Genomic DNA, 22,014 nt, shown 5'->3' with positions numbered 1-22,014 from the left:
GAGTTCAGGCGCCGGTGCCGCGCAGGGGCGGCACCGGACGGACAGGTCAGTAGATGCTGAAGGGGAAGTACTTGTCGTTGATCTTCTTGTAGGTGCCGTCGGCAACGATTTCCTTCAGCGCGGTGTTCAGCTTCTCGCGCAGCGGGTCACCCTTGCGCACGGCAATGGCGATCTTGTCGTTGTCGAATACCGGGTCGCCCTTGAACTCGAAGTCCTTGCCGGCGTCGCTCTTCAGCCATTCCCAGTTCACGAACTTGTCAGCCAGTACGCCGTCGAGGCGGCCGGAAGCCAGGTCGAGGTAGGCGTTTTCCTGGGTGTCGTAGAGCTTGATGTCGACAACGTCTTTCATGTTGTCTTCCAGCCAGGTGCCGGCGATGGTCGCGCGCTGGGCGCCGATCACCTTGCCTTTCAGGCTGTCCTTGTCGGTCTTGAAGTCGCTGCTTTTCGGAGCGATGTACTGCAGCTTGTTGGTGTAGTAGGGGTCGGTGAAATCGACGGCCTGCTTGCGCTCTTCGGTGATGGACATGGAGGCGACGAGGAAGTCGAACTTCTTGGCGTTCAGGGCGGGGATGATGCCGTCCCAGTCGGAGGTCACCACTTCGCACTCGACTTTCATCTTGGCGCAGAGGGCCTGGCCGATTTCCACGTCGAAGCCGCCGGCCTGGCCGCTGGCATCGATCAGGTTGAAGGGCGGGTAGGCGCCTTCGGTGCCGATCTTCAGCTTGTCGGCGGCAACGGCGCTGGTGCCGAAAGCGAGTGTGGCGGCCGCGGCCAGCAGAATCTTCTTGTAGTTCTTCATTGCGCTCTTGCTCCGTGTTTTAGCGATTGCTGGACATGAATTGTTTACAGCGCGCCGACTGCGGGTTGTCAAATACCTGCGCTGGCGGTCCCTGTTCTTCTACCAACCCTTGGTGAAGGAAAACCACTTCGCTGGAGACGTTCCGGGCGAAGTTCATTTCATGGGTGACCAGCAGCATGGTGCGGCCTTCCTCGGCCAGCGCGCGGATCACGTTAAGCACTTCTTGTACCATTTCCGGGTCCAGCGCCGAGGTGGGCTCGTCGAACAGGATCACCTTCGGCTGCATGGCCAGGGTGCGGGCGATGGCCGCACGTTGCTGCTGGCCGCCGGAAAGCTGGGTCGGATAGACGTGGCGCTTGTCGGCGATGCCGACCTTGGCCAGCAGGGCCTCGGCGATTTCGGTGGCTTCGGCCTTGCTCTGGCCGAGCACGCGGCGCGGCGCTTCGATGATGTTGTCGAGCACGGTCATGTGCGGCCAGAGGTTGAAGTTCTGGAATACGAAGCCGATCTCGCTGCGCATGCGATTGATCTGCTTGTTGTCGGCGGCAACCAGTTCACCGGTGCGGCTCTGCTTGAGCTTGAGCTCTTCGCCTGCGACCAGGATCTGGCCCTCGTGCGGGTTCTCCAGCAGGTTGATGCAGCGCAGGAAGGTGGACTTGCCGGAGCCGGACGACCCCAGGATGGAGATCACGTCACCGTCGTTGGCGGTGAGGGAGATGCCCTTGAGCACTTCTAGATCGCCGTAGCGTTTGTGCAGATTACGGATTTCAAGCGCTGGCGTGGCTTGGGCCATGGGGGGTCCTCTTATTGTTCGGGGGCACTCTGGCGGTGGGGCGGCCTTCCTGGCGACGGCCAACCTAGCATAGCCCCTTGCCCGGCGAAAGCCGACGGAGAGCCCTGAAATGGCCCTGCGGGCGCGGTTGTCGCATCGCTGCAGTTGCTTGTCGCGGTAGCTAAAAAGGCCCTGAGTCGGGCTGGAATGCCCGAATGCCGCGGTTTTGCACCGCTTTTTCTATTTTTTTCTTTGGAATCAATTGCTTAATTCGTGTTCAGGTGTTGGCCATCCTTTAACAGCGCGATTAAGGCGGAAGCGGGCAGCGGCCGGGCGAAGTAGTAGCCCTGGCCGAAATCGCAGTCCAGGGACTGGAGGATCTGCAGGTGCCGCTCCGTCTCGACCCCCTCGGCGACCGCCTCGATACCCAGGTTGCGCGCCAGGCTGAGGATGGTCTGGACGATCTGCAGGCCTTCCGGGCACTGGTCGAGCTGGGTCACGAAGGAGCGGTCGACTTTCAGGACGTCCAGGCGGAAGCGGTGCAGGTAGCTCAAGGAGGAGTAGCCGGTGCCGAAGTCATCGAGGCTGATGCGCACGCCCAGGTCGTGCAGTTGCTGGAGTACTGCGATGGTTCGTTCGGAGTCGGCCATGGAGACGCTCTCGGTGATCTCCAGGCGTACGCAAGCCGGAGCGATGCCGGTTTCGACGATGATGGCGCCCACCTGTGAAACCAGGTCGTGCTGGGCGAACTGCCGGGCGGAAAGATTGATGCTCACCGTCAGCGGGGCGGGACCGGGATATTCCTCGTGCCAGCACGCCATGCTGCGGCAGGCTTCGCGCAGCACCCACAGACCGAGTGGCAGGATCAGGCCGGTGTCCTCGGCGACCTGGATGAAGTCTCCCGGGTAGACCAGCTCGCCGCTCGGCTTCTGCCAGCGTACCAGTGCCTCGACGCCGGCGAGCCGGCCGCTGGCCAGATGCATGATGGGTTGGTAATGGAGCACGAACTCGCCGTTCTGCAGCGCATTGCGCAGCCGGGTTTCCAGGTTCAGGCGACCCACTGCCAGGTCATGCATGCTGTGGTCGAACAGCTCGAAGCGGTGCTTGCCGAGGGTCTTGGCGCGGTACATCGCGAGGTCCGCGTGGCGCAGGATCTCTTCGGCCGACTCGTAACCCAGATCGCTCGAGGCGATACCGATGCTGGCGCTGATGTAGAGCTGTTCGCCATTGACCAGGAAGGGCGGTTCCAGCGCATTCAGCAGGCGCTCGGCGACGCTCGCTGGCGCCTCGGAGTTGCCGATGCAATCCAGCAGGATGGTGAACTCATCGCCACCCATGCGCGCCAGGGTGTCGGTCTGACGCAGGCACATGCCAAGGCGAGTGGCGACCTGGACGATCAAGAGGTCGCCGGCCAGGTGGCCCAGGCTGTCGTTGACCAGCTTGAAACGGTCGAGGTCGATGAACAGCACCGCGAAGGCTGCCTCGCGATGCCGGTTGCAGCGGGCGACGGCGCGGGACAGGCGATCGGCGAAGAGGGCGCGGTTGGGCAGCCCGGTGAGCGGGTCGTGGAAGGCGTCTATCAGTTGCTCTTCCGCGCGCTTGCGTTCCACCACCCGGCCCATCTGCACGCCGATCTGCGCCATCAGGTGCAGCAGCTTGTCGTCGGGCTCCAGCACGTTGCTGGCGAAGAATTCCAGGGCTCCCACCACTTCGCTGCCCACCAGCACGGGAAAGGCTGCTGCTGCCCTGAGCCCCGCCTGCTCGGCAGCGTCGACGCGGCAGAATTCCGGGGTCTGGCTGATGTCGGAAATCCAGGCCGGGGCGCCGCTGGAAAGCACGCGGCCGGGCAGGCCCAAGCCTGGCGGGAACTCCATGGCTTCGGTCACTTGGCGAAAGTCGCGGAAGCGTTGCTCGTCGGCGTAATGCCAGATGCTCGCCGAGCGCAAATGTACCTCGCCATCGACGTGGTCTATCAAGTAGGCATGGCCGATCAGCCAGCCGGTGTACTGGCAGACGCTGGATACCGTGAAGCTCAGGCCGTCGGCCACCGATGCCGCGCCGTTGGCAGCGTCGGCGATGGATTCCAGCAATTGCAGCTGCAGCTGCTTTTCATAGAGCTCGCGCAGGCCGCGTTCGGCGATCTGCTCCGCTTCCAGGCGCGCCTGGTGTTCGCGCTGCAGGCGGCGGCGCAGCTTGTCGGCTTCCGGGTTGCGCGGTCCGCCATCCATCTTCGGTCAACCCTGGCGTTTGCCGTGGAAAGTGATGCGGCAACGGCATTCCGCATCGCCCTTGTGCATGCAGGAGAGGTGATCGACTCCCAGGGATTCGCCGAAGTGCACCGCGGCGCCCTCGATGAACCCGTGGGCGAGGGCGCAGAGGCGGCGTGGAGAGCGGTAGGTCATCATCAGTGCGCCGTCGGGTTCGTCGCGGAAGCCGAAGGTCGGGACATCCGCCCCCGGATAGATCATGCGGACTTCGGGATGGATGATCTGGTTGACGCTGAGGATGAACGAGCGCGTCGAGTCGTGAGTGTCGAAATAGGCCGGGTAGCGGATGGCCAGAGAAGGCATCGCCTCGCGGCCGAACCAGCGCAACACCTCGAAGGGAGGCATGTCGAGCAATTCGGAGGCGGCCGCAACGAGGCGGAAGATGAACTCGTCGGGATAACTGCCGAGCGCGGTGTAAACGCCGTCGAGGCCGGTGCGTTCCAGCAGGGAGTCCCAGGAATCTTCTCCCTGGTGCCGGACAACCACTTCTTCGAGCAGATTGAAGACGATTCCCTTCATGCCATCCCCCGGGGTTTCCTGCGGCCGTACCCTCTTCGGGGTCGCCTCGAGGCGCTTCGCAGTGAGGTTAGCAGTGCTGTCGGTATCGTGCCCGGCAGGGGAAAGATGAGCCGGAAAACAAAAAGCCCCAGCGCATGGCTGGGGCTCTTTGACGGTATTAGTGGTGCCCAGGGACGGAATCGAACCGCCGACACGGGGATTTTCAATCCCCTGCTCTACCGACTGAGCTACCTGGGCAACGGGGCGCTATTAAACGGATTTGCCGGCACCTCGTCAACACCCTTCCGAAAAAATTTTTAGTTTTTTCGGGCGCTTACGCGCCAGGGGGGACATAACCCTCGGCCTGGGCGTACTCCTCGCCTGAGAGGAACTTGTCCATTTCGGCCTGGAGGAACTTGCGGTCCTCGCCATTCATCATGTTCAGGCGACGCTCGTTGATCAGCATGGTCTGGTGGGCCTGCCACTCATCCCAGGCCTTCTTCGAGACATTGTTGAAGATGTCCTCGCCCTTGGCGCCCGGATACGGCGGACGCTCCAGGCCCGGCAGTTCCTCTTTGTACTTGCGGCACATCACGGTGCGGGTCATCGCGGTTCTCCTGCATTCAATACGTCAGCCGCGCGCTTGAGCAGCTTCTTCACCGGGGCGGCTAGCCCTAAGCGCGGCGGGGTGGCGAGGTTATACCAGAGCCAGTCGCCCTCGGCCACGAGGGGGGCGCTGCCTTCGACGGCGACCAGCCAGGGCTCGATGGCCAGCTGGAAATGGCTGAAGGTGTGGGTCAGCCCGGGAAGTTCGCGACGCTCGCCCAGGTGCAGCGAATGCTGCCTGGCAAGCGGGGCGAGGGCATTCAGGTCGTCCAGCTCCGGCAGGCTCCAGAGACCGCCCCAGAGGCCGCTCGAGGGCCGGCGGTAGAGCAGGATGGCGCCGTCGCGGCTGGCCAGCAGCGGCATCAGGGTGCGCTTCTGCGGCAGCGCCTTGCGTGGCTTCGGGACGGGGTAGGCGGTTTCCCGGCCCAGCGCGTGTGCGCGACATCCGTTCTGCAACGGGCACAGCAGGCAACTGGGTTTGCTGCGGGTGCAGAGGGTGGCGCCGAGATCCATCATCGCCTGGGTGTAATTGTTCACCCGGAGCTGCGGGGTGAAGCGCTCGGCCACGTCCCAGAGCTGCTTCGCCACCTTCGGCTCGCCCGGGTAGCCCTCCTGGGCGACATAGCGGGCCAGCACGCGCTTGACGTTGCCATCGAGGATGGGCGCGCGCAGCCCCATGGAGAGGCTGGCGATGGCGCCGGCGGTAGAGCGTCCGATGCCCGGCAGTTCCGCCAGCCTGTCCACATCGCGGGGGAATTCGCCGCCGAACTCGGCAACCACTTTCTTCGCGGTCTTCTGCAGGTTGCGGGCGCGGGTGTAGTAGCCGAGGCCGGTCCAGAGGTGCAGCACCTCGTCTTCCGGCGCGACGGCCAGGGCGTGAACGGTGGGCAGGGCGTCCATGAAACGGTCGAAGTAACCCAGGACGGTGCTGACCTGGGTCTGCTGCAGCATGATTTCGGACACCCAGACGCGATAGGGCGTGATGCCCTGCTGCCAGGGCAGGTCCTTGCGGCCATGGCTGTCGTACCAGTCGAGTACGGCGCCGGAGAATTGTTCAGGGGTCATCGTTTGAACAGCCCCTTGAGCGCATCCTTGAGTTCCGGGCTGACCTTGTCGCCGAGCTTCTCCTCGATCTTCTCGTTGAGCTTGTCGCCGGCCAGCTTGGCGGCCACCTTGCCCATGCCGTCCTTGTCCAGGCGACAGGCCTTGGCCCCCAGCTCCAGCGGGCCGCGGCAACGCAGCGGCCACTCGAGGCCGACATAGCGCTCGTTGACCTGGCAGGCCGGGTCCGGCATCGCGCTCTTGTCGCCTTCGATGACCACACCGAGGCGGTAGTCCAGGCCTAGCACGCGCAGGTCGACGGCGCCATCGCCCTTGACGCTGAGGCCGGGAATGCTGGCGCGCATGTCGGGGTTGGTGGCCACGCCGTTGTTGAAGGTGAGCGAGCCCTTGAGCTCCTGGAATGGTGTTTCGCTGCCGCCACGGGTGCTGGAGAGCGACTTGCGGTTGAGGGTGGCGATGCCCTGGCAGAGCTGCTGTTCGAGGTTGGCGTCGAGCAGCGCGCCATCGTTGAGGGCGAAGCTGGCGGTACCGTTGAGGCCGTCGACCCAGGCCTTCTGGCTGTTGCCGCTGCTGGTGACATCGGCGGTCATGTCCAGGAGGCCGCGCACCGGAGGCTTCTGCTCCTGGGCCTGGAGGAGTTTTTCCACTGGCACGTTGTTGATGCGCTTGTGCGCCTTGAGCAGCGGTACCGCCGGGCGCGCGTCGATCTGTGCGTTGGCCTGGAAGCTACCGCCGAACAGCCCGCCGCGCAGGTCTTCCAGGGTCAGCAGGCCGGCTTTGCCATTGGCCTTGAGGTTGACGTCATCCATGGGCAGCTTGTCGACCGTGAGCTGGCCGAAGTCCAGGGTGGCTTCCAGGTCGACCTTGCGCAGCTGGTCCACCGGCAGCACCGGGGCTTCGCTCCAGGCTGCCTGGGTCGGCGCGTTGGGCAGCGGCGTGGTGCCCTGGGTCGCAGCGGTCACGGCAGGCTTCACTTCGGCCTGGCGGGCGGTCTGGGCTTCCTGCTTGGCCTTGGACTTGGGCGGCAGATAGCGGTCGAGGTCGAGCTTGTCGCCCTTGAGCTGGACCCGCACGGCCTTCCTGGCGAAATCCGCCACGGCCAGGCGGCCGCTGAAGGTGCCGTCGTCGAGCTTGAGGTTCAGGCCTTCGAAGGCGAGGCTGTTGGCGCTGCCATTGAGCTTGGTGACCAGCTCGAACTTCTGCAGGGCGGTGGCGTCGCTCATGGGCGGCAGTTCGACACCGACGCTGGTGAGGAACTCGCGCAGGTTGAGCGGGGCGATGGACAGGCCGCCCTCCAGGCGCGGGTCCTTGTCCAGGTTGTGCACTTTCAGTTCACCCAGCGCGCGCAGCTGGTTACCGGAGAGTTTCAGACCGTTCCACTCCGCGACGTTGGCGGCCAGGTCGGCCAGCAGCTGGCCCTGGGCGTTGAAGGTCAGGGTCTTGCCCTTCAGGGGCTCGCCCGAGGCTTCGCCGTTCAGCTTGAGGTCTTCCAGCTGGTAGCGCTTGAGGGCGCGTTCGAAGCGCAGGTTGGCGGTGAGGTCGGTCTTGGCGCGCAGTACCGGCTGGTTGGTGCCGAAGAAGGCGCTGAGCTTGAGCGGAATGTTGGCGCCTTCGCGGATGGCGCCGGTGGTCAGCTCGATGCCTTCGGCGGAAAACTGCTTGCCGCTCTTGGCGTCGGTGTAATCGATACGGGCATTGCGCACGTTGAGGCTGTCGATATCCAGCTTGATCGGGCGTGCGGGTTCGTCGGCGGCGGGCGCCTGCTTGGCCTCTTCAGCCGGTGCCGGTGTGGCCGGTGTGCCGGTCTGGGCGGTTTCCGGGGCCTTGGCCGGGCGGCCGATGTCTTCCCAGTTGCCGCGGCCCTTGTCATCGCGCTGCAGGTCGAGGTTGAGGCCTTCGACGCGGATGTCGCTCATCTGCACTTCACGGCGCAGCAGCGGCAGGACGCGGACCGAGAGGCCGATCATGTCGAGGTTGGCGAAGGGCTTTGCCGGGGTGGCGGCGCTGGCCAGGGTCGCCTGGTGCAGTTCGAGGCCGAGCCAGGGGAACAGGCTCCAGCCGATATCACCGTTGAGGGTCAGTTCGAGGTTGGCCTTGTCGCGGGCCAGTTGCTGAATCTCGTCCTTGTAATCGTTCGGGTCGAACAGGTGGGTCAGGGCGAAGCCCGCCGCCACGATGATCAGCAACAGCCCGAGGAAGATGAGGCCCAGGATTTTGCCGAAGGCTTTCATTGGCCAGTCCTTGTGATGGATCGCGTGAATTGAAGGTGCCGAGTATAGCGCCGGGCCATCAGCGATGGCGTTCGGCGACGAGGGCCCGACTCCCGGGTCTGGGAACGTTGGATGGCGATTTGCGCCGTCGGTTCAGCGTGGGATGTGCGCTCGCTTCAGCGGCTTTCCAGCGGCAGGTGCAGGCGGGCGGCGAAGGCCTGGCTTTCCAGGTGGTCCTTCGGCGCGGCCAGGTGCAGCGGCTTGCCCGCATCCCGCGCCAGGCGGGCCACTTCCTCCACCAGGCGGCGGCCGACGCCACGATGACGGGTCACCTTGCGCACACAAAGGTGTGACAGCTGCCAATGCTGCTCGCCGCGCACCACAAGGGCCGCGCCCAGCAGGCGGTCGTTGAAGCGTCCCGCCACCAGCAGACCGTCGGCCAGGCCGCGCGCCACCAGTTCCGCCGCATTGGCGTAGGGCGGCAGCAGCCAGTCCGGGGCGTCGGCGTAGATCTTCGCCAGGTCGCCGCGATCCTGCTCGGAAGGGCTGTTCAGGGTCTCGACGATCACGGGCATGGGGGCTCCTGGAGGACATTGCGGTAGGGTCCGGCAGTGTAATCCCCGCCGACCGCCGTCGGTAGCGGCGCCCAGGGCCAGCGGCCTATAATGGCGCTCTTTTTCGTGAGCCTTTTGTGGAGCTGGTGATGGCCGAACGCACGGCATCCGTCGAACGCAATACCCTGGAAACCCAGATCAAGGTCTCGATCAACCTGGATGGCACTGGCAAGGCACGCTTCGATATCGGCGTACCTTTCCTCGAGCACATGCTCGACCAGATCGCCCGCCATGGCCTGATCGACCTGGACATCGAGTGCAAGGGCGATCTGCATATCGACGATCACCACACCGTGGAAGACGTCGGTATCACCCTCGGCCAGGCCTTCACCCAGGCCATTGGCGACAAGAAGGGCATCGTCCGCTACGGCCATTCCTACGTGCCGCTGGATGAAGCCCTGTCCCGCGTGGTCATCGACTTCTCCGGCCGCCCGGGCCTGCAGATGCACGTGCCGTTCACCCGCGCGGTGGTTGGCGGCTTCGACGTCGACCTGTTCCAGGAATTCTTCCAGGGCTTCGTCAACCACGCCCTGGTGACCCTGCACATCGACAACCTGCGTGGCCACAACACCCACCACCAGATCGAAACCGTGTTCAAGGCCTTCGGCCGCGCCCTGCGCATGGCCGTCGAACGTGATCCGCGCATGGCCGGCCAGATGCCCTCCACCAAGGGCGTGCTCTGATGCAGACGGTTGCAGTCATCGATTACGGCATGGGCAACCTGCACTCGGTTGCCAAGGCCCTTGAACACGTTGGCGCCGGCCGCGTCCTGGTCAGCAGTGACGCCAATGTGATCCGTGAAGCCGACCGCGTGGTGTTTCCCGGCGTCGGTGCGATTCGCGATTGCATGGCCGAGATCCGCCGCCTGGGCTTCGACAGCCTGGTGCGCGAAGTCAGCCAGGACCGCCCCTTCCTTGGCATTTGCGTGGGCATGCAGGCCCTGCTGGAGCACAGCGAGGAGAACGACGGCGTCGATTGCATCGGCCTGTTCCCCGGCCAGGTGCGCTTCTTCGGCAAGAACCTGATGGAGGACGGCGAGCACCTGAAGGTGCCGCACATGGGCTGGAACGAGGTGGAGCAGAGCGTTGCCCACCCGCTCTGGCACAACATCCCCGACCGGGCGCGCTTCTACTTCGTGCACAGCTACTACATCGAGGCCGGCAATCCGCAGCAGGTGGTCGGTCGCGGACATTACGGCAAGGACTTCGCCGCCGCGCTGGCCGACGGTTCGCGCTTCGCCGTGCAGTTCCACCCGGAAAAGAGCCACACCCACGGCCTGCAGCTGCTGCAGAACTTCGCCGTCTGGGACGGCCGCTGGTAAGCCCATGAGCCGCGTGAAGAAGGCTCCGAGTTTGCAGCTCGACGCCGCCCAGACCCAGGGCGCGGTGCTGGCGATCAAGCGTTTCATGGCGGATCGCTTCGAGCTGGAGCTGGGTTCCTTCGAGGCCGAGGAAGTACTCGACTTCTTCGCCCGGGAATTCGCGCCGCATTTCTACAACAAGGCGATCTTCGATGTGCAGGCGCACCTGAAAGACAGGTTCGAAAGCATCGAGAGCGACTTGTGGGCGCTCGAGAAAGACTGAGCGCCGAGCCGAATCCACTGACTTCGAACAGGTTGAACCGATGCTGATTATCCCCGCTATCGATCTGAAGGACGGCGCCTGCGTGCGTCTGCGCCAGGGCCGCATGGAAGACTCCACCGTATTCTCCGACGACCCGGTGAGCATGGCCGCCAAGTGGGTGGAAGGTGGTTGCCGCCGCCTGCACCTGGTGGACCTCAACGGCGCCTTCGAGGGCAAGCCGGTGAACGGCGAGGTGGTCACCGCCATCGCCAGGCGCTACCCGAACCTGCCGATCCAGATCGGTGGCGGCATCCGCTCGCTGGAAACCATCGAGCACTACGTCAAGGCCGGCGTCAGCTACGTGATCATCGGCACCAAGGCGGTGAAGGAACCCGAGTTCGTCACCGAGGCCTGCAAGGCCTTTCCGGGCAAGGTCATCGTCGGCCTGGATGCCAAGGACGGATTCGTCGCCACCGACGGCTGGGCCGAAGTGAGCAGCGTGCAGGCAGTTGACCTGGCGCGCCGCTTCGAGGCCGACGGCGTGTCCGCCATCGTCTACACCGACATCGCCAAGGACGGGATGATGCAGGGCTGCAACGTCGAAGCCACCGCCGCCCTGGCCGCCGCCAGCCGCATTCCGGTGATCGCTTCCGGCGGTATCCACAACCTCGGTGACATCGAGAAGCTGCTAGCCGCCAAGGCCCCCGGCATCATCGGCGCCATTACCGGCCGTGCCATCTATGAAGGCACCCTGGACGTCGCCGAGGCCCAGGCCTTCTGCGACAGCTACAAGGGTTAATCGACGGCAAACGGTGCGCGCGGCGCACCCTATGGGACACTGTTATGGCTCTCGCAAAACGCATCATCCCCTGCCTCGACGTGGACAACGGCCGCGTGGTCAAGGGCGTCAAGTTCGAGAACATCCGCGACGCCGGCGACCCGGTGGAAATCGCGCGTCGCTACGATGAGCAGGGCGCCGACGAGATCACCTTCCTCGACATCACTGCCAGCGTCGACGGCCGCGACACCACACTGCATACCGTGGAGCGCATGGCCAGCCAGGTGTTCATCCCGCTGACCGTGGGGGGCGGCGTGCGCACCGTGCAGGACATCCGCAACCTGCTCAATGCCGGCGCCGACAAGGTGTCGATCAATACGGCCGCAGTGTTCACGCCGGAGTTCGTTGGCGAGGCCGCGGCGCGTTTCGGTTCCCAGTGCATCGTGGTCGCCATCGACGCCAAGAAGGTGTCCGCCCCCGGGGAAACACCGCGCTGGGAAATTTTCACCCACGGCGGACGCAAACCCACCGGCCTCGACGCCGTGGCCTGGGCGAAGAAGATGGAAGACCTGGGTGCCGGTGAGATCCTGCTCACCAGCATGGACCAGGACGGCGTGAAGAGCGGCTACGACCTTGGCGTCACCCGCGCCATCAGCGAAACCGTCGGGATTCCGGTGATCGCCTCCGGTGGCGTCGGCAATCTCGAGCACCTGGCAGCCGGCATCCTCGAAGGCAAGGCCGACGCCGTTCTGGCGGCGAGCATCTTCCATTTCGGCGAATACACCGTGCCCGAGGCCAAGGCCTACCTCGCCAGCCGCGGAATCCTCGTGCGCTGAGCACGAATCTTGCCTAGCATTCGCCCAGGCTGCACACGTGACGGACTTCGCAGCCTGGGCTGCTGATGCCCGAGCCTCGCTCCCGCGAGGTTAAGCTCAGCGCATTTCCCATCTCTCCTGGAAGGTTAATCGCCTATGTCGAAACGCCTGCTGCTGGCGTTGGCCGGTACCCTGATGGTGCTTGCCGGTGCCGCCCGCGCCGAAGTGGATGAGAACTACAGCGTCGTTCTCCTGACCGAAAACTTCCCGCCCTACAACATGTCGATCAACGGGAAGAACTTTGCCCAGGAAGACAACATCGACGGTATCGCCGTCGACATCGTGCGTGAGATGTTCAAGCGCGCCGGGGTCAAGTACAGCCTGACCCTGCGCTTCCCCTGGGACCGGATCTACAAGCTGGCACTGGAAAAGCCGGGCTATGGCGTATTCGTCACCGCTCGCCTGCCCGAGCGCGAGCAGTCCTTCAAGTGGGTCGGCCCGATCGGCCCGGATGACTGGATCATGCTGGCCCGCGCCGACAGCCAGATCGCCCTCGGCAGCCTGGACGAGGCCCGCAAGTACAAGGTGGGCGCCTACAAGGGCGACGCCATCGCCGAATACCTGGCCCAGCAGAAGCTCGAGCCCATCACCGCCCTGCGCGACCAGGAGAACGCCAAGAAGCTGGAGAAGGGCCAGATCGACCTCTGGGCCACCGGCGACCCCGCCGGCCGTTACCTGGCCAAGCAGGAGGGTGTGGGCGGCCTGAAAACCGTATTGCGCTTCAACCAGGCGGAGCTGTTCCTGGCGCTGAACAAGGAGGTCCCCGACGAAGTGGTGAAGAAACTGCAGGGCGCGCTGGACCAGATGCGCGCCGAGGGCTTCGTCGAAGAGATCCTCAACAGCTACCTCTGATTGGTAGCCGCAAGACAGTAGAACCAGACCTCAGCGACCGGCCACAAGCCGGTCGCTTGCCATGGAAGGCAGGACGGGTCGAGTCGTACGTCCGTGGGTGGGGAGCCCACGCAAGGAAGCCGCTTAGCCACAACCACAACTCAAGCGAGCGGTATGACAATGCAGAAGTTGATCCAACGCGCCCTGACCCTGGGCCTGATGTTCCTCGCCTTCACGGCGCGTGCCGAATTGCCGGCGGACTACAAGGTGGTGTTGCTCACCGAGAACTTCCCGCCATTCAACATGGCGGTGGACGACAAGAACTTCGCCCGTGACGACGGCATCGACGGCATCAGCACCGATATCGTCCGCGAGATGTTCAAGCGTGCCGGCATCAACTACAGCCTGACCCTGCGCTTCCCCTGGGACCGCCTCTATCGCCTCACCCTCGACAAGCCCAGCTACGGCCTGTTCTCCACCACCTTCACCCCGGAGCGCCAGCCGCTGTTCAAGTGGGTCGGCCCCATTGCCAAGACCGAGTGGGTGCTGCTCGCCGCGCCGGGCAACAACCTGAGCGTCAAGGACCTGAAGAGCGCGTCCCAGTACCGCATCGGCGCCTACAAGAACGACGCCGTGAGCCAGCACCTGGAAAGCCAGGGCATGGCGCCGCAGAACGCCCTGCGTGACCAGGAGAACGTGAAGAAGCTGCTCAAGGGCCAGATCGACCTCTGGGCCACCACCGATCCGGTGGGCCGCTACCTGGCCAAGCAGGAAGGCGTGACCGGCCTGCAGACCGTGCTGCGCTTCAACAGCGCCGAGCTTTACCTGGCTTTCAACAAGGACACCCCGGACGAGGTCATCGAGCGTCTGCAGAAGGCCCTGGATGAGATGCGCAACGACGGTTACGTCGACGAGATCACCCAGAACTACCTGTAATCGGAGGGGCGCTCGCAGGTTGTGGTTGCGCTGAGCGAAACCCAACGATTCAGGCAGCCTGATGTTGGGCTTCGCCGGCTCAGGCCAGCGTGGCCCGCACCAACCTGCGGCAGGGCCTTGTCCTGCTTCGCGAATGAATTGGCTCCCATTGGGCAGGTGCTCATCTCATGGGAGCGAATTCATTCACCCCTACACGGTGTCCTTGCCGCCTAGCGGTAAACCCCCGCCTTGCCATGGGCCGCCATGGCCCGGTTGCCGCGCAAGGCGATCAGCATTTCCACGTCGATCAGCTCGAAGCCTTGCTGCTTCAGGCGCGGGAGTTCGCGTTCGAGCAACTCCAGGGTCGCCGGGTGCGGGTGGCCGATCATCAGCGCCGAGCCCTGCTTGCGGGCGAGCTTGCGGGCGGCGTCGAACTGGGCGGCCACGGCTGCCGGGCTCTGGTCGTCGTCAAGGAAAATGTCCCGCGAGAGGCTGGCCAGGCCGGCTTTCTGCGCCTCGGCGGCGGCGACGGTGGAAGCGCTGGTGCGGCTGTCGATGAAGAAACGGTGATCCCGCTGCAGGCGCTGCATCAGCCAGGCCATGGCCGGGCGCTGCTCGGTCATGCGGCTGCCCATGTGGTTGTTCAGGCCGCGCGCGTAGGGCACCTGGCGCAGGGCGGCGTCGAGGCGTCTTTCCAGCTCGGCGCTGGTTAATCCGGGGTGCCAGGCGTAAGGGCCGTTGGCCGGGTCCATGGGCAGGTGCAGCATCACCGTCTTGCCGGCGGCGTGGGCAGCTTCGGCCAGTTCGCGGGAGTGCGGCGCGTCCGGAAGGATGGACAGCGCCACCGGGCCGGGAAGGGCAAGGACGCGGCGATCACGGGTGGGATTCTGGCCCAGGTCGTCGATCACCAGGGCCAGGCGGGCGGGCTGGGCGGCCCAGGCGCTGGCTGCCGTCGCGCTCAGGCAGAGCGCCAGCAGCCAGGCCGTCCGGCGCATCCTCAGTTCTCGCGGGTGACGTTCAGGCCTTTCAGCAGGTTGAGGGCCTGACTCAGTTGGAAGTCGTCATCCTGCGGGCGCGGTTCCGCGGACTTCTTGCTCGCGCTCGGACGGTCGGCGCCGCCGTTGCCGTTGCCGAGGTGGCCGGCGAGGTCGGCTTCCTTGAAGGATTCGCCGTCCTGCTCGCGGGTGACCTTGGCGCGCGCCACCTCGATGTCCGGAACAATGCCCTGGGCCTGGATCGAACGGCCATTGGGGGTGTAGTAGAGCGCGGTGGTCAGCTTCAGGGCGCGGTCGTTGTTCAGCGGCAGCACGGTCTGCACGGAACCCTTGCCGAAGCTGTCGGTGCCCATCAGCACGCCGCGCTTGTGATCCTGCAGGGCGCCGGCGACGATCTCGGCCGCCGAAGCGCTGCCGCCGTTGATCAGCACCACCAGCGGCACACCTTCGCTGGCATCGGCCGGGTCGGCGGAGAAGCGCAGCTCGGAATTGGCGATGCGGCCCTTGGTGTAGACGATCAGGCCTTTCTTCAGGAAGTGGTCGGAAACCTCCACCGCCGACTGCAGCACGCCGCCGGGGTTGTTGCGCAGGTCGAGCACCAGGCCGGAGAGGCGGCCGTTGTTGTCCTTGCGCAGCTTGGCCAGGGCCTTGCCGACTTCTTCGCCGGTATTGACCTGGAACTGGGTGATGCGCACATAGCCATAGCCCTTCTCCAGGAGCTGGCTCTTCACGCTCTTGACCTTGATCGCCGCGCGAACCAGCTCGACATCGAACGGGCGGCCGCCGTCGCGCACCAGGGTCAGGGTGATCTTGCTGCCGGCCTTGCCGCGCATCTTGTCCACCGCATCCATCAGCGAAATGCCCTTGGTGGGCTGGCCGTCGATCTTGACGATCAGGTCGCCGGGCTGGATGCCGGCCTTGGACGCCGGGGTGTCATCGATGGGGGAAACCACCTTGATGAAGCCATCTTCGGCGCCGACTTCGATGCCGAGACCACCGAACTCGCCGCTGGTGCTTTCCTGCAGCTCCTGGAAGTCTTCCGGCTCCAGGTAGGCGGAGTGCGGGTCTAGGTTGCTGAGCATGCCCTTGATGGCATTCTCCAGCAGGGTCTTGTCGTCGACCGGCTCGACGTAGGCGGATTTGATGCGATCCAGGACCTCGGCGAAGGTGCGCAGCTCATCCAGCGGCAGCGGCGCCTTGCCGCTCACTGCCGTGGCGGGGAGGGTTGCCGGCTCCTCGGCGGCCAGCAGCTGCGGGGCGCCGCTGAGCAGCGCCAGAGCCATGGCCAGGGAAGTGAGGCGGGACAGATGCGGCATGCGAAACTCCTGCTAGATGAGATGGCGCCTATCCTTGCGCGCGGCACCATTGTGCCGGGTCTGTGGGGCGGCCCTGCTGGCGAATGGCGAAGTACAGCGCGGGCGTGTCCTGCCCGCCACTGTTGCCGACGGTGGCGATGGATTCACCCGCCTTCACGATATCGCCGGCACTTTTCAATAGACGTTGATTGTGTCCGTAGAGGCTCAGATAGCCGTTGCCATGGTCGAGAATGACCAGAAGCCCGGCGCCGCGCAACCAGTCAGCGAAAACCACGCGACCGCCGTGTACGGCCCGAACCGAGCTGCCTTCGGCGGCGCCGATCAGCACTCCATCCCATTTGGCGCGGGAGTCACCACCACGGGCCGAGCCGAAGCGTGCTACCACGCGGCCGTCCACCGGCCAGGGCAGTTGGCCACGGGCCTTGGCGAAGGGGCCGCCGAAATTGCCGCCGGCGCTGGACACCATCGGCCCGTTGGCGGGTCGCGCGGGGCTGCCGGCCGGGTGCTCGCGCAGCTGGCGCTGCTGTTCGGCGAGGGCGCGCTTGCGGGCTTCCTCGGCCGCCCGCGCCTCGCGCTCCTGGCGCGCCAGGGTTTCTTCGATGGTTTTCAGCACCTTGCCCAGTTCGGCCTGCTCCTGCTGACGGGCCTTGAGCTTCTTGTCGCGGTCGCTGAAGTCCTGGTTGAGCTTGGCCAGGGCCTGCTGGCGCTCCTTGCGCGCAGTCGCCAATTGTTCGCGGCGGCCTTCCAGGGCGGCCTTCTGCTCGTTGAGCTGGTCCTGCTGGGCAGTGATTTCCTGCTCGACGTTGGCCAGCTGGCGCAGGGTCTCGTTGAACGCCGAGAGCTGCTCCAGGCGGGCCTGGCTCAGGTAGTCGTAGTAGGTGAGGGTGCGGGCGAACTTCTCGGGGTGCTGCTGGTTGAGCAGCAGCTTGACGTATTCCTGCTGGCCGCTCTGGTAGGCGGCGCGAGCCTGGATGCCGATCAGCCGTTGCTGTTCAGCGCGCGCTTCCTGGAGTTTTTTTTTCTCTCCATCCAGGCGCTGGATTTCGCCTTCGCTGTCCTTGAGCTCCTGCTGCAGGTCCTTGACCTGCTGCTCGAGGTTGCCCATTTCGGTCTCGGTTTTCTTCAGGTCGGCCTGAACACCGGACTTTTCCTCCTGCAATTGCTTCAGGAGTTTCTTCAGCTCGCCAACGTCCCTGGCGGCCTGGTCCAGCTGCTGCTGGGTTTCGGCGCGCTGGTCGGCCATCACCGGGGTGATCAGGCTGGCGAGGATAACGAGGGCGAGGGTGCGAAACATGGGGCGTGGGGCACCAGGGGGGAGGACCGGCCTAGTATGCCCGTGGCGCCGGGCAAAAAAAACGCCCGGAACCAGGGGTTCGGGGCGTTTCCTGATGAGGCGCGCAGAATTTCCGCGCTCGGGCCGCGCCGTGGCGGCGGCCCGGGTCGATCATTGCAGCTCGACGATGGTCTTGCCGGTCATCTCGGCCGGCACCGGCAGGCCCATCAGGGTCAGCAGCGTCGGGGCCACGTCGGCCAGCACACCGCCTTCGCGGATCTTCGCCGGGCGCTTGCCTACATAGATGAAGGGCACCGGCTCGCAGGTGTGGGCGGTGTGCGCCTGGCCGGTCATTTCGTCTTCCATCTGCTCGACGTTGCCGTGGTCGGCGGTGATCAGCGCTTCGCCGCCCACCTTGTCCAGGGCTTCGACGATGCGGCCGACGCAGCCGTCCAGGCATTCCACGGCCTTGACCGCGGCTTCGAACACGCCGGTGTGGCCGACCATGTCGCCGTTGGCGTAGTTGACCACTATCACGTCGTAGCGCTGGTGGAGGATGGCGTCGACGATCTTGTCGGTCACCTCGGGGGCGCTCATTTCCGGCTGCAGGTCATAGGTGGCGACCTTGGGCGACGGGATCAGGATGCGTTCTTCGCCTTCGAAGGGCTCTTCGCGGCCGCCGGAGAAGAAGAAGGTCACGTGGGCGTATTTCTCGGTCTCGGCGATGCGCAGCTGGGTCTTGCCGTTCTTGGCCAGGTATTCGCCCAGCACGTTGTCCAGGGACTCGGGCTTGAACGCGCAGGGGGCGGGGATGCTTGCCGCGTACTGGGTCAGCATCACGTAGCCGGCGAGGTTCAGCTCGCGCTGGCGCGGGAATTCCTTGAAGCCCGGCTCGACGAAGGCGCGCGACAGCTCGCGGGCGCGGTCGGCGCGGAAGTTCATGAAGATCACGGCGTCGCCATCTTCCACCTTCACGGCATCGCCGATACGGGTGGCCTTGACGAACTCGTCGCTCTCGCCGCGCTCGTAGGCGGCAGCCAGGCCTTCGACGGCGGTGGCGGCGGTGAATTCGGCCTGGCCTTCGGTGATCAGGTTGTAGGCAGCTTCGACGCGGTCCCAGCGGTTGTCGCGGTCCATGGCGAAGTAGCGGCCGATCAGGCTGGCGACGCGGCCCTTGCCGAGGCGGGCGAAGGTTTCGTCCAGCAGCTTGATGGAAGGCTCGGCGCTCTTTGGCGGAGTATCGCGGCCGTCGAGGAAGGCGTGCAGGTAGATCTTCTCGGCGCCGCGCTGGGCAGCCAGTTCAGCCATGGCGACCAGGTGGTCCTGGTGGCTGTGCACGCCGCCGTCGGAAAGCAGGCCCATGAAGTGCACGGCCTTGCCGGCGGCCACGGCCTTGTCCACGGCGCTGGTGATCTCCGGGTTGGTGAAGAACTCACCATCGCGGATCGCCTTGGTCACGCGGGTGAAGTCCTGGTACACCACGCGACCTGCACCCAGGTTCATGTGGCCGACTTCGGAGTTGCCCATCTGGCCGTCCGGCAGGCCGACGTCCATGCCGCTGCCGGAAATCAGGCCGTGGGGCTGGGTGGCGCGCAGGCGGTCGTAGACCGGGGTACTGGCGGCGTGGATGGCGTTGTATTCGGGGCTGTCACTGTGACCGAAACCGTCCAGGATGATCAGGACCAGGGGTTTGGGCGTGGCTGTCATAGTGTCCGACTCGTCTGCGGCAATGGGTGGAAAGTTGCGGGCAAGGCCCCGGAAAAAAGACGCGGCATTCTACGGTCTGGTTCCGTCGGCGTCACCGCTGGACGGGGTTTGGCCGACCTGTGGGGCTGTGTATACTGGCCGGCATTTTACCGTCCCGGAAGCCGACGATGCTCGCTAAGCTGATTGAATTTGCCACTAACCACTATGTACTGAGTGGATCGTTCGTGGTGCTGCTGGCCCTGCTGCTGGCCCATGAACTGCGCCGTAGTGGCCGCGCCATTTCCACCCGCGAGCTGACCACCATGGTCAACGGCGGCCAGGCCGTGGTCCTGGACGTGCGCGCCACCAAGGACTTCTCCGGCGGCCATATCGTCGACGCCCTGAACATCCCCTACGAGAAGCTCGCCAGCCGCATCGCCGAGCTGGAGAAGCACAAGGACAAGGCCATCATCGTGGTCGATTCCATGGGCCAGCATGCCGGCACCGTCTGCCGTGACCTGCAGAAAGCCGGCTTCAACGCGCTCAAGCTGTCCGGTGGCATCGGCACCTGGCGTGGCGACAACCTGCCGCTGGTGAAGTGAGATGGCCGAAATCGTCGTCTATTCCAGCGCCTGGTGCCCCTACTGCATCCGTGCCAAGCACCTGCTGGACAGCAAGGGCGTGCGCTATGAAGAGATCAGCGTGGACGGCAACCCCGCAATTCGCGCCGAGATGACCCGCAAGGCCGGGCGCACCTCGGTGCCGCAGATCTGGATCGGCCAGGCCCACGTGGGCGGCTGTGACGACCTGTACGCCCTGGAACGCGCCGGCAAGCTCGACGCGCTGCTCCAGGCCAGCCCGCAAACGGAAACGCACTAGAACAAGGCAGAACCATGACCGAACAAGCAAGCAACGGCGAAAACCAGAATCCCCAGTTCTCCCTGCAGCGCATCTACGTGCGCGATCTGTCCTTCGAAGCGCCGAAGAGCCCGGAGATCTTCCGTCAGGAGTGGGCCCCGAGCGTTTCCCTGGACCTGAACACCCGCCAGAAGCAGCTGGACGGCGACTTCCACGAAGTGGTGCTGACCCTGTCCGTGACCGTGAAGAACGGTGAAGAAACCGCCTTCATCGCTGAAGTGCAGCAGGCCGGTATCTTCCTGATCAAGGGCCTGGACGCGGCTTCCATGAGCCACACCCTGGGCGCCTTCTGCCCGAACATCCTGTTCCCCTACGCCCGCGAAACCCTGGACAGCCTGGTTGTCCGTGGCTCCTTCCCGGCGCTGATGCTTTCCCCGGTCAACTTCGACGCCCTGTACGCCCAGGAACTGGCGCGCCTGCAGGCTGCCGGCGAAGCCCAGGCCTGAGTCATCCGGCCACAAAAAAGGCGCCCTTCGGGGCGCTTTTTTGTTGGGTTGGGATGTGTCCTACAAGAGAACCCCAGTGGAGCTGGGGACTCAGTCCAGGCTGAAAGCATGCTGCCGCCAGGCCTCGTACACCGCCACGGCCACGGTGTTGGAGAGGTTCAGGCTGCGGCAGTTGGGGCGCATTGGCAGGCGCAGGCGCTGCTCGGGCGGCAGGCTCTCGCGTACTTCCTGGGGCAGGCCACGGCTTTCCGGGCCAAAGAGGAAGGCATCGCCCTTTTCGAAGGCCACGTCATGGAACAGCCTGGTGCCCTTGGTGGTGAAGGCGAAGACCCGGGGATGGCCCAGGGCTTCCAGGCAGCTTTCCAGGTCGCTGTAGCGCTTGAGGGTGGCGTACTCGTGGTAGTCCAGGCCGGCCCGTCGCAAACGCTTGTCGTCCAGTTCGAATCCGAGGGGTTCGATGAGATGAAGGTGGCAGCCAGAATTGGCGCACAGCCTGATAATGTTGCCGGTATTCGGCGGAATTTCCGGTTGAAACAGGATGACGTGAAACATGGGTGGCCCCGAGCCCGAAGACGGGCGGCATTCTACTCCTGATGATGATCCGCGACCGAGCCTGTGGCCGCGCTTTTTGTTCTCCCTTGCGCTGTTCGGCCTGCTGGTGGGAATGATGATCGGCCGCCTGACGACGCCCGAGCCCGTGCATCTGGAGCAGATCGAGGTGCGCCAGGATGGCCTCGCACTCTGGTTCGACCAGGAGCCCGAGGTGCGCGCTGAAGAATTGGAAGGAGCCTACGCGCTGACGCTCGGCGCGGACGGACAGTCCGCCCGCGGGCAACTGACCCTCGGCACGGCGCCGGTGAGCTGGAAGGTGTTGCGCTCGACCCATGGCGTGATGGTGCGCTTCGTTGCTGCGCGGCCCCTGCACGGTGAATGGCACGGCGCCGCTGCGGATGGGCGCTGGCGGCTGGAAGTCAGCCTGCGCGCCGAATAAGAAAGGGGATTCCCCGGCCTGCCTGTACCAGGGCCCCCTGAAGGGTGGTCGCCCGCCGTTGCGGGTGACACGGTTCTGCACTGGGTCCTTATGGAGCCCGGCGGCCGGAAGCCAGCGCGCCTGTGAATAAAAGAGGGGATTCCCCGGCCTGCCTGTACCAAGGCCCCCTGAAGGGTGGTCGCCCGCCGTGACGGATGACGCGGTTCTGCGTGGGCTCTTCCCGGAGCCCGGCGACTGGAAGCCAGCGCGCCTGTGGATAAAAGAGGGGATTCCCCGGCCTGCCTGTACCAAGGCCCCCTGAAACCTGGTCGCCCGTGGGCGACGTTGTGCTGCATGCGGCTCTTCTGGAGCCGTGGCGGCTGGTGTTCAGCCTGCCTGTCATAAGAGCGGGGATTCCCTGGCCTGCCTGTACCAGGGCCCCCGAAACCACTGTTAGCTGGACTATTGCAGAGGCCGTGCCAATTTTTCACAGGGCGCCGGATCAGGTTCCTTCGATCGCCTGGAGGCCGCGTGGCTGGTGGCTTTGAGGGAGAAGGGGCGTGATTGGACAGGGCGCCAACGACGGGATTTCAGCGCTGCAAGTGTCTGGGGGCGGGCACT

Annotated in this window: 24 protein-coding genes and 1 tRNA gene; 11 read left to right on the top strand and 14 right to left on the bottom strand. The window is 65.0% G+C overall.

Features of this window, described 5'->3' with window-relative positions:
* Positions 1-46: 46 nt before the first annotated feature.
* The 9 genes from FXN65_RS26340 to panM form a co-directional block, all read right to left on the bottom strand.
* Positions 47-799, bottom strand: a complete 753-nt coding sequence (locus FXN65_RS26340) for an ABC transporter substrate-binding protein (protein WP_151138034.1) — start codon at positions 797-799, stop codon at positions 47-49.
* Positions 800-818: 19 nt separating this feature from the next.
* Entirely contained in the window at positions 819-1,592 is a 774-nt protein-coding gene (locus FXN65_RS26335) for an ABC transporter ATP-binding protein (RefSeq protein WP_151138031.1), read from the bottom strand.
* A gap of 245 nt (positions 1,593-1,837) precedes the next feature.
* Positions 1,838-3,799 (bottom strand): putative bifunctional diguanylate cyclase/phosphodiesterase, encoded by a 1,962-nt coding sequence (locus tag FXN65_RS26330; protein ID WP_151138029.1) that lies wholly within the window; start codon positions 3,797-3,799, stop codon positions 1,838-1,840.
* 6 nt (positions 3,800-3,805) lie between these two features.
* On the bottom strand, positions 3,806-4,357 hold the full coding sequence (locus FXN65_RS26325; RefSeq protein WP_151138026.1) for a heme NO-binding domain-containing protein: 552 nt from the start codon (positions 4,355-4,357) through the stop codon (positions 3,806-3,808).
* A 161-nt stretch (positions 4,358-4,518) separates the two neighbouring features.
* A tRNA-Phe gene (locus FXN65_RS26320) sits at positions 4,519-4,594 on the bottom strand.
* A gap of 76 nt (positions 4,595-4,670) precedes the next feature.
* Positions 4,671-4,943, bottom strand: a complete 273-nt coding sequence (locus FXN65_RS26315; protein WP_151138023.1) for an oxidative damage protection protein — start codon at positions 4,941-4,943, stop codon at positions 4,671-4,673.
* Complete coding sequence (mutY, locus tag FXN65_RS26310) at positions 4,940-6,007, bottom strand: A/G-specific adenine glycosylase (RefSeq protein WP_151138021.1); 1,068 nt, start codon at positions 6,005-6,007, stop codon at positions 4,940-4,942. Before mutY ends, FXN65_RS26315 begins: the two co-directional genes overlap by 4 nt.
* Positions 6,004-8,235, bottom strand: coding sequence for an AsmA family protein (locus FXN65_RS26305; protein WP_151138019.1), 2,232 nt, complete (start codon positions 8,233-8,235; stop codon positions 6,004-6,006). The genes mutY and FXN65_RS26305 overlap by 4 nt, the downstream gene beginning before the upstream one ends.
* Before the next feature lie 155 nt (positions 8,236-8,390).
* The gene (gene panM, locus FXN65_RS26300) at positions 8,391-8,789 is read right to left on the bottom strand and encodes an aspartate 1-decarboxylase autocleavage activator PanM (RefSeq protein WP_151138017.1); all 399 of its coding nucleotides are present in this window, start codon (positions 8,787-8,789) and stop codon (positions 8,391-8,393) included.
* 128 nt (positions 8,790-8,917) lie between these two features.
* Between panM and hisB the strand changes: the two genes are divergently transcribed.
* The 7 genes from hisB (at position 8,918) to FXN65_RS26265 (ending at position 13,810) form a co-directional block, all read left to right on the top strand.
* Complete coding sequence (hisB, locus tag FXN65_RS26295; RefSeq protein ID WP_044873053.1) at positions 8,918-9,511, top strand: imidazoleglycerol-phosphate dehydratase HisB; 594 nt, start codon at positions 8,918-8,920, stop codon at positions 9,509-9,511.
* Complete coding sequence (gene hisH, locus FXN65_RS26290; RefSeq protein ID WP_151138014.1) at positions 9,511-10,149, top strand: imidazole glycerol phosphate synthase subunit HisH; 639 nt, start codon at positions 9,511-9,513, stop codon at positions 10,147-10,149. Before hisB ends, hisH begins: the two co-directional genes overlap by 1 nt.
* Before the next feature lie 4 nt (positions 10,150-10,153).
* A complete protein-coding gene (locus FXN65_RS26285) occupies positions 10,154-10,411 on the top strand; it encodes a DUF2164 domain-containing protein (protein ID WP_151138012.1) in 258 nt (85 codons plus the stop codon).
* Between the two features lie 40 nt (positions 10,412-10,451).
* A complete protein-coding gene (gene hisA / locus FXN65_RS26280) occupies positions 10,452-11,189 on the top strand; it encodes a 1-(5-phosphoribosyl)-5-[(5-phosphoribosylamino)methylideneamino]imidazole-4-carboxamide isomerase (protein WP_003453369.1) in 738 nt (245 codons plus the stop codon).
* Between the two features lie 44 nt (positions 11,190-11,233).
* The gene (hisF, locus tag FXN65_RS26275; protein WP_077525689.1) at positions 11,234-12,004 is read left to right on the top strand and encodes an imidazole glycerol phosphate synthase subunit HisF; all 771 of its coding nucleotides are present in this window, start codon (positions 11,234-11,236) and stop codon (positions 12,002-12,004) included.
* 135 nt (positions 12,005-12,139) lie between these two features.
* On the top strand, positions 12,140-12,895 hold the full coding sequence (locus FXN65_RS26270) for a substrate-binding periplasmic protein (protein ID WP_151138009.1): 756 nt from the start codon (positions 12,140-12,142) through the stop codon (positions 12,893-12,895).
* 159 nt (positions 12,896-13,054) lie between these two features.
* Complete coding sequence (locus FXN65_RS26265) at positions 13,055-13,810, top strand: substrate-binding periplasmic protein (RefSeq protein ID WP_151138006.1); 756 nt, start codon at positions 13,055-13,057, stop codon at positions 13,808-13,810.
* A gap of 209 nt (positions 13,811-14,019) precedes the next feature.
* On the opposite strand, the gene FXN65_RS26260 is transcribed toward FXN65_RS26265, so the two are convergent.
* The 4 genes from FXN65_RS26260 to gpmI form a co-directional block, all read right to left on the bottom strand.
* The gene (locus FXN65_RS26260) at positions 14,020-14,784 is read right to left on the bottom strand and encodes a divergent polysaccharide deacetylase family protein (protein WP_151138004.1); all 765 of its coding nucleotides are present in this window, start codon (positions 14,782-14,784) and stop codon (positions 14,020-14,022) included.
* Between the two features lie 2 nt (positions 14,785-14,786).
* Complete coding sequence (locus tag FXN65_RS26255) at positions 14,787-16,100, bottom strand: S41 family peptidase (RefSeq protein ID WP_151138001.1); 1,314 nt, start codon at positions 16,098-16,100, stop codon at positions 14,787-14,789.
* Positions 16,101-16,128: 28 nt separating this feature from the next.
* Positions 16,129-17,394 (bottom strand): murein hydrolase activator EnvC family protein, encoded by a 1,266-nt coding sequence (locus tag FXN65_RS26250; protein WP_151137998.1) that lies wholly within the window; start codon positions 17,392-17,394, stop codon positions 16,129-16,131.
* Between the two features lie 150 nt (positions 17,395-17,544).
* Positions 17,545-19,080: a 2,3-bisphosphoglycerate-independent phosphoglycerate mutase gene (gene gpmI, locus FXN65_RS26245; RefSeq protein ID WP_151137995.1), complete on the bottom strand. Its 1,536-nt coding sequence runs from the start codon at positions 19,078-19,080 to the stop codon at positions 17,545-17,547.
* A 167-nt stretch (positions 19,081-19,247) separates the two neighbouring features.
* On the opposite strand from gpmI, the gene FXN65_RS26240 reads away from it, so the two are divergent.
* From FXN65_RS26240 to secB, 3 genes are read left to right on the top strand one after another with little or no spacing between them, the layout of a single operon-like run.
* Entirely contained in the window at positions 19,248-19,661 is a 414-nt protein-coding gene (locus FXN65_RS26240) for a rhodanese-like domain-containing protein (protein WP_151137993.1), read from the top strand.
* 1 nt (position 19,662) lies between these two features.
* Complete coding sequence (grxC, locus tag FXN65_RS26235) at positions 19,663-19,938, top strand: glutaredoxin 3 (RefSeq protein WP_151137990.1); 276 nt, start codon at positions 19,663-19,665, stop codon at positions 19,936-19,938.
* A gap of 14 nt (positions 19,939-19,952) precedes the next feature.
* Positions 19,953-20,423: a protein-export chaperone SecB gene (gene secB, locus FXN65_RS26230; RefSeq protein WP_151137988.1), complete on the top strand. Its 471-nt coding sequence runs from the start codon at positions 19,953-19,955 to the stop codon at positions 20,421-20,423.
* 90 nt (positions 20,424-20,513) lie between these two features.
* Here the strand turns inward: secB and trmL are convergent, their stop codons facing one another.
* A complete protein-coding gene (gene trmL, locus FXN65_RS26225) occupies positions 20,514-20,975 on the bottom strand; it encodes a tRNA (uridine(34)/cytosine(34)/5-carboxymethylaminomethyluridine(34)-2'-O)-methyltransferase TrmL (protein WP_151137985.1) in 462 nt (153 codons plus the stop codon).
* On the opposite strand from trmL, the gene FXN65_RS26220 reads away from it, so the two are divergent.
* Positions 20,974-21,414 (top strand): hypothetical protein, encoded by a 441-nt coding sequence (locus FXN65_RS26220; RefSeq protein ID WP_151137982.1) that lies wholly within the window; start codon positions 20,974-20,976, stop codon positions 21,412-21,414. The genes trmL and FXN65_RS26220 overlap by 2 nt on opposite strands.
* Positions 21,415-22,014 lie beyond the last annotated feature (600 nt).

It is taken from the genome of Pseudomonas lalkuanensis, from assembly GCF_008807375.1.
GTDB classification, from domain to species: domain Bacteria; phylum Pseudomonadota; class Gammaproteobacteria; order Pseudomonadales; family Pseudomonadaceae; genus Metapseudomonas; species Metapseudomonas lalkuanensis.
The sequence above is the reverse complement of the archived record's forward strand: the minus strand, read 5'-3'. Positions and strand labels throughout refer to the sequence as shown.

What these genes read in the sequence shown, in the direction of transcription:
- FXN65_RS26340 (WP_151138034.1), bottom strand. Translation starts at nt 799, where the DNA reads ATGAAGAACTACAAGAAGATTCTGCTGGCCGCGGCCGCCACACTCGCT.
- FXN65_RS26335 (WP_151138031.1), bottom strand. Translation starts at nt 1,592, where the DNA reads ATGGCCCAAGCCACGCCAGCGCTTGAAATCCGTAATCTGCACAAACGC.
- FXN65_RS26330 (WP_151138029.1), bottom strand. Translation starts at nt 3,799, where the DNA reads ATGGATGGCGGACCGCGCAACCCGGAAGCCGACAAGCTGCGCCGCCGC.
- FXN65_RS26325 (WP_151138026.1), bottom strand. Translation starts at nt 4,357, where the DNA reads ATGAAGGGAATCGTCTTCAATCTGCTCGAAGAAGTGGTTGTCCGGCAC.
- FXN65_RS26315 (WP_151138023.1), bottom strand. Translation starts at nt 4,943, where the DNA reads ATGACCCGCACCGTGATGTGCCGCAAGTACAAAGAGGAACTGCCGGGC.
- mutY (WP_151138021.1), bottom strand. Translation starts at nt 6,007, where the DNA reads ATGACCCCTGAACAATTCTCCGGCGCCGTACTCGACTGGTACGACAGC.
- FXN65_RS26305 (WP_151138019.1), bottom strand. Translation starts at nt 8,235, where the DNA reads ATGAAAGCCTTCGGCAAAATCCTGGGCCTCATCTTCCTCGGGCTGTTG.
- panM (WP_151138017.1), bottom strand. Translation starts at nt 8,789, where the DNA reads ATGCCCGTGATCGTCGAGACCCTGAACAGCCCTTCCGAGCAGGATCGC.
- hisB (WP_044873053.1), top strand. Translation starts at nt 8,918, where the DNA reads ATGGCCGAACGCACGGCATCCGTCGAACGCAATACCCTGGAAACCCAG.
- hisH (WP_151138014.1), top strand. Translation starts at nt 9,511, where the DNA reads ATGCAGACGGTTGCAGTCATCGATTACGGCATGGGCAACCTGCACTCG.
- FXN65_RS26285 (WP_151138012.1), top strand. Translation starts at nt 10,154, where the DNA reads ATGAGCCGCGTGAAGAAGGCTCCGAGTTTGCAGCTCGACGCCGCCCAG.
- hisA (WP_003453369.1), top strand. Translation starts at nt 10,452, where the DNA reads ATGCTGATTATCCCCGCTATCGATCTGAAGGACGGCGCCTGCGTGCGT.
- hisF (WP_077525689.1), top strand. Translation starts at nt 11,234, where the DNA reads ATGGCTCTCGCAAAACGCATCATCCCCTGCCTCGACGTGGACAACGGC.
- FXN65_RS26270 (WP_151138009.1), top strand. Translation starts at nt 12,140, where the DNA reads ATGTCGAAACGCCTGCTGCTGGCGTTGGCCGGTACCCTGATGGTGCTT.
- FXN65_RS26265 (WP_151138006.1), top strand. Translation starts at nt 13,055, where the DNA reads ATGCAGAAGTTGATCCAACGCGCCCTGACCCTGGGCCTGATGTTCCTC.
- FXN65_RS26260 (WP_151138004.1), bottom strand. Translation starts at nt 14,784, where the DNA reads ATGCGCCGGACGGCCTGGCTGCTGGCGCTCTGCCTGAGCGCGACGGCA.
- FXN65_RS26255 (WP_151138001.1), bottom strand. Translation starts at nt 16,100, where the DNA reads ATGCCGCATCTGTCCCGCCTCACTTCCCTGGCCATGGCTCTGGCGCTG.
- FXN65_RS26250 (WP_151137998.1), bottom strand. Translation starts at nt 17,394, where the DNA reads ATGTTTCGCACCCTCGCCCTCGTTATCCTCGCCAGCCTGATCACCCCG.
- gpmI (WP_151137995.1), bottom strand. Translation starts at nt 19,080, where the DNA reads ATGACAGCCACGCCCAAACCCCTGGTCCTGATCATCCTGGACGGTTTC.
- FXN65_RS26240 (WP_151137993.1), top strand. Translation starts at nt 19,248, where the DNA reads ATGCTCGCTAAGCTGATTGAATTTGCCACTAACCACTATGTACTGAGT.
- grxC (WP_151137990.1), top strand. Translation starts at nt 19,663, where the DNA reads ATGGCCGAAATCGTCGTCTATTCCAGCGCCTGGTGCCCCTACTGCATC.
- secB (WP_151137988.1), top strand. Translation starts at nt 19,953, where the DNA reads ATGACCGAACAAGCAAGCAACGGCGAAAACCAGAATCCCCAGTTCTCC.
- FXN65_RS26220 (WP_151137982.1), top strand. Translation starts at nt 20,974, where the DNA reads ATGGGTGGCCCCGAGCCCGAAGACGGGCGGCATTCTACTCCTGATGAT.
- trmL (WP_151137985.1), bottom strand. Translation starts at nt 20,975, where the DNA reads ATGTTTCACGTCATCCTGTTTCAACCGGAAATTCCGCCGAATACCGGC.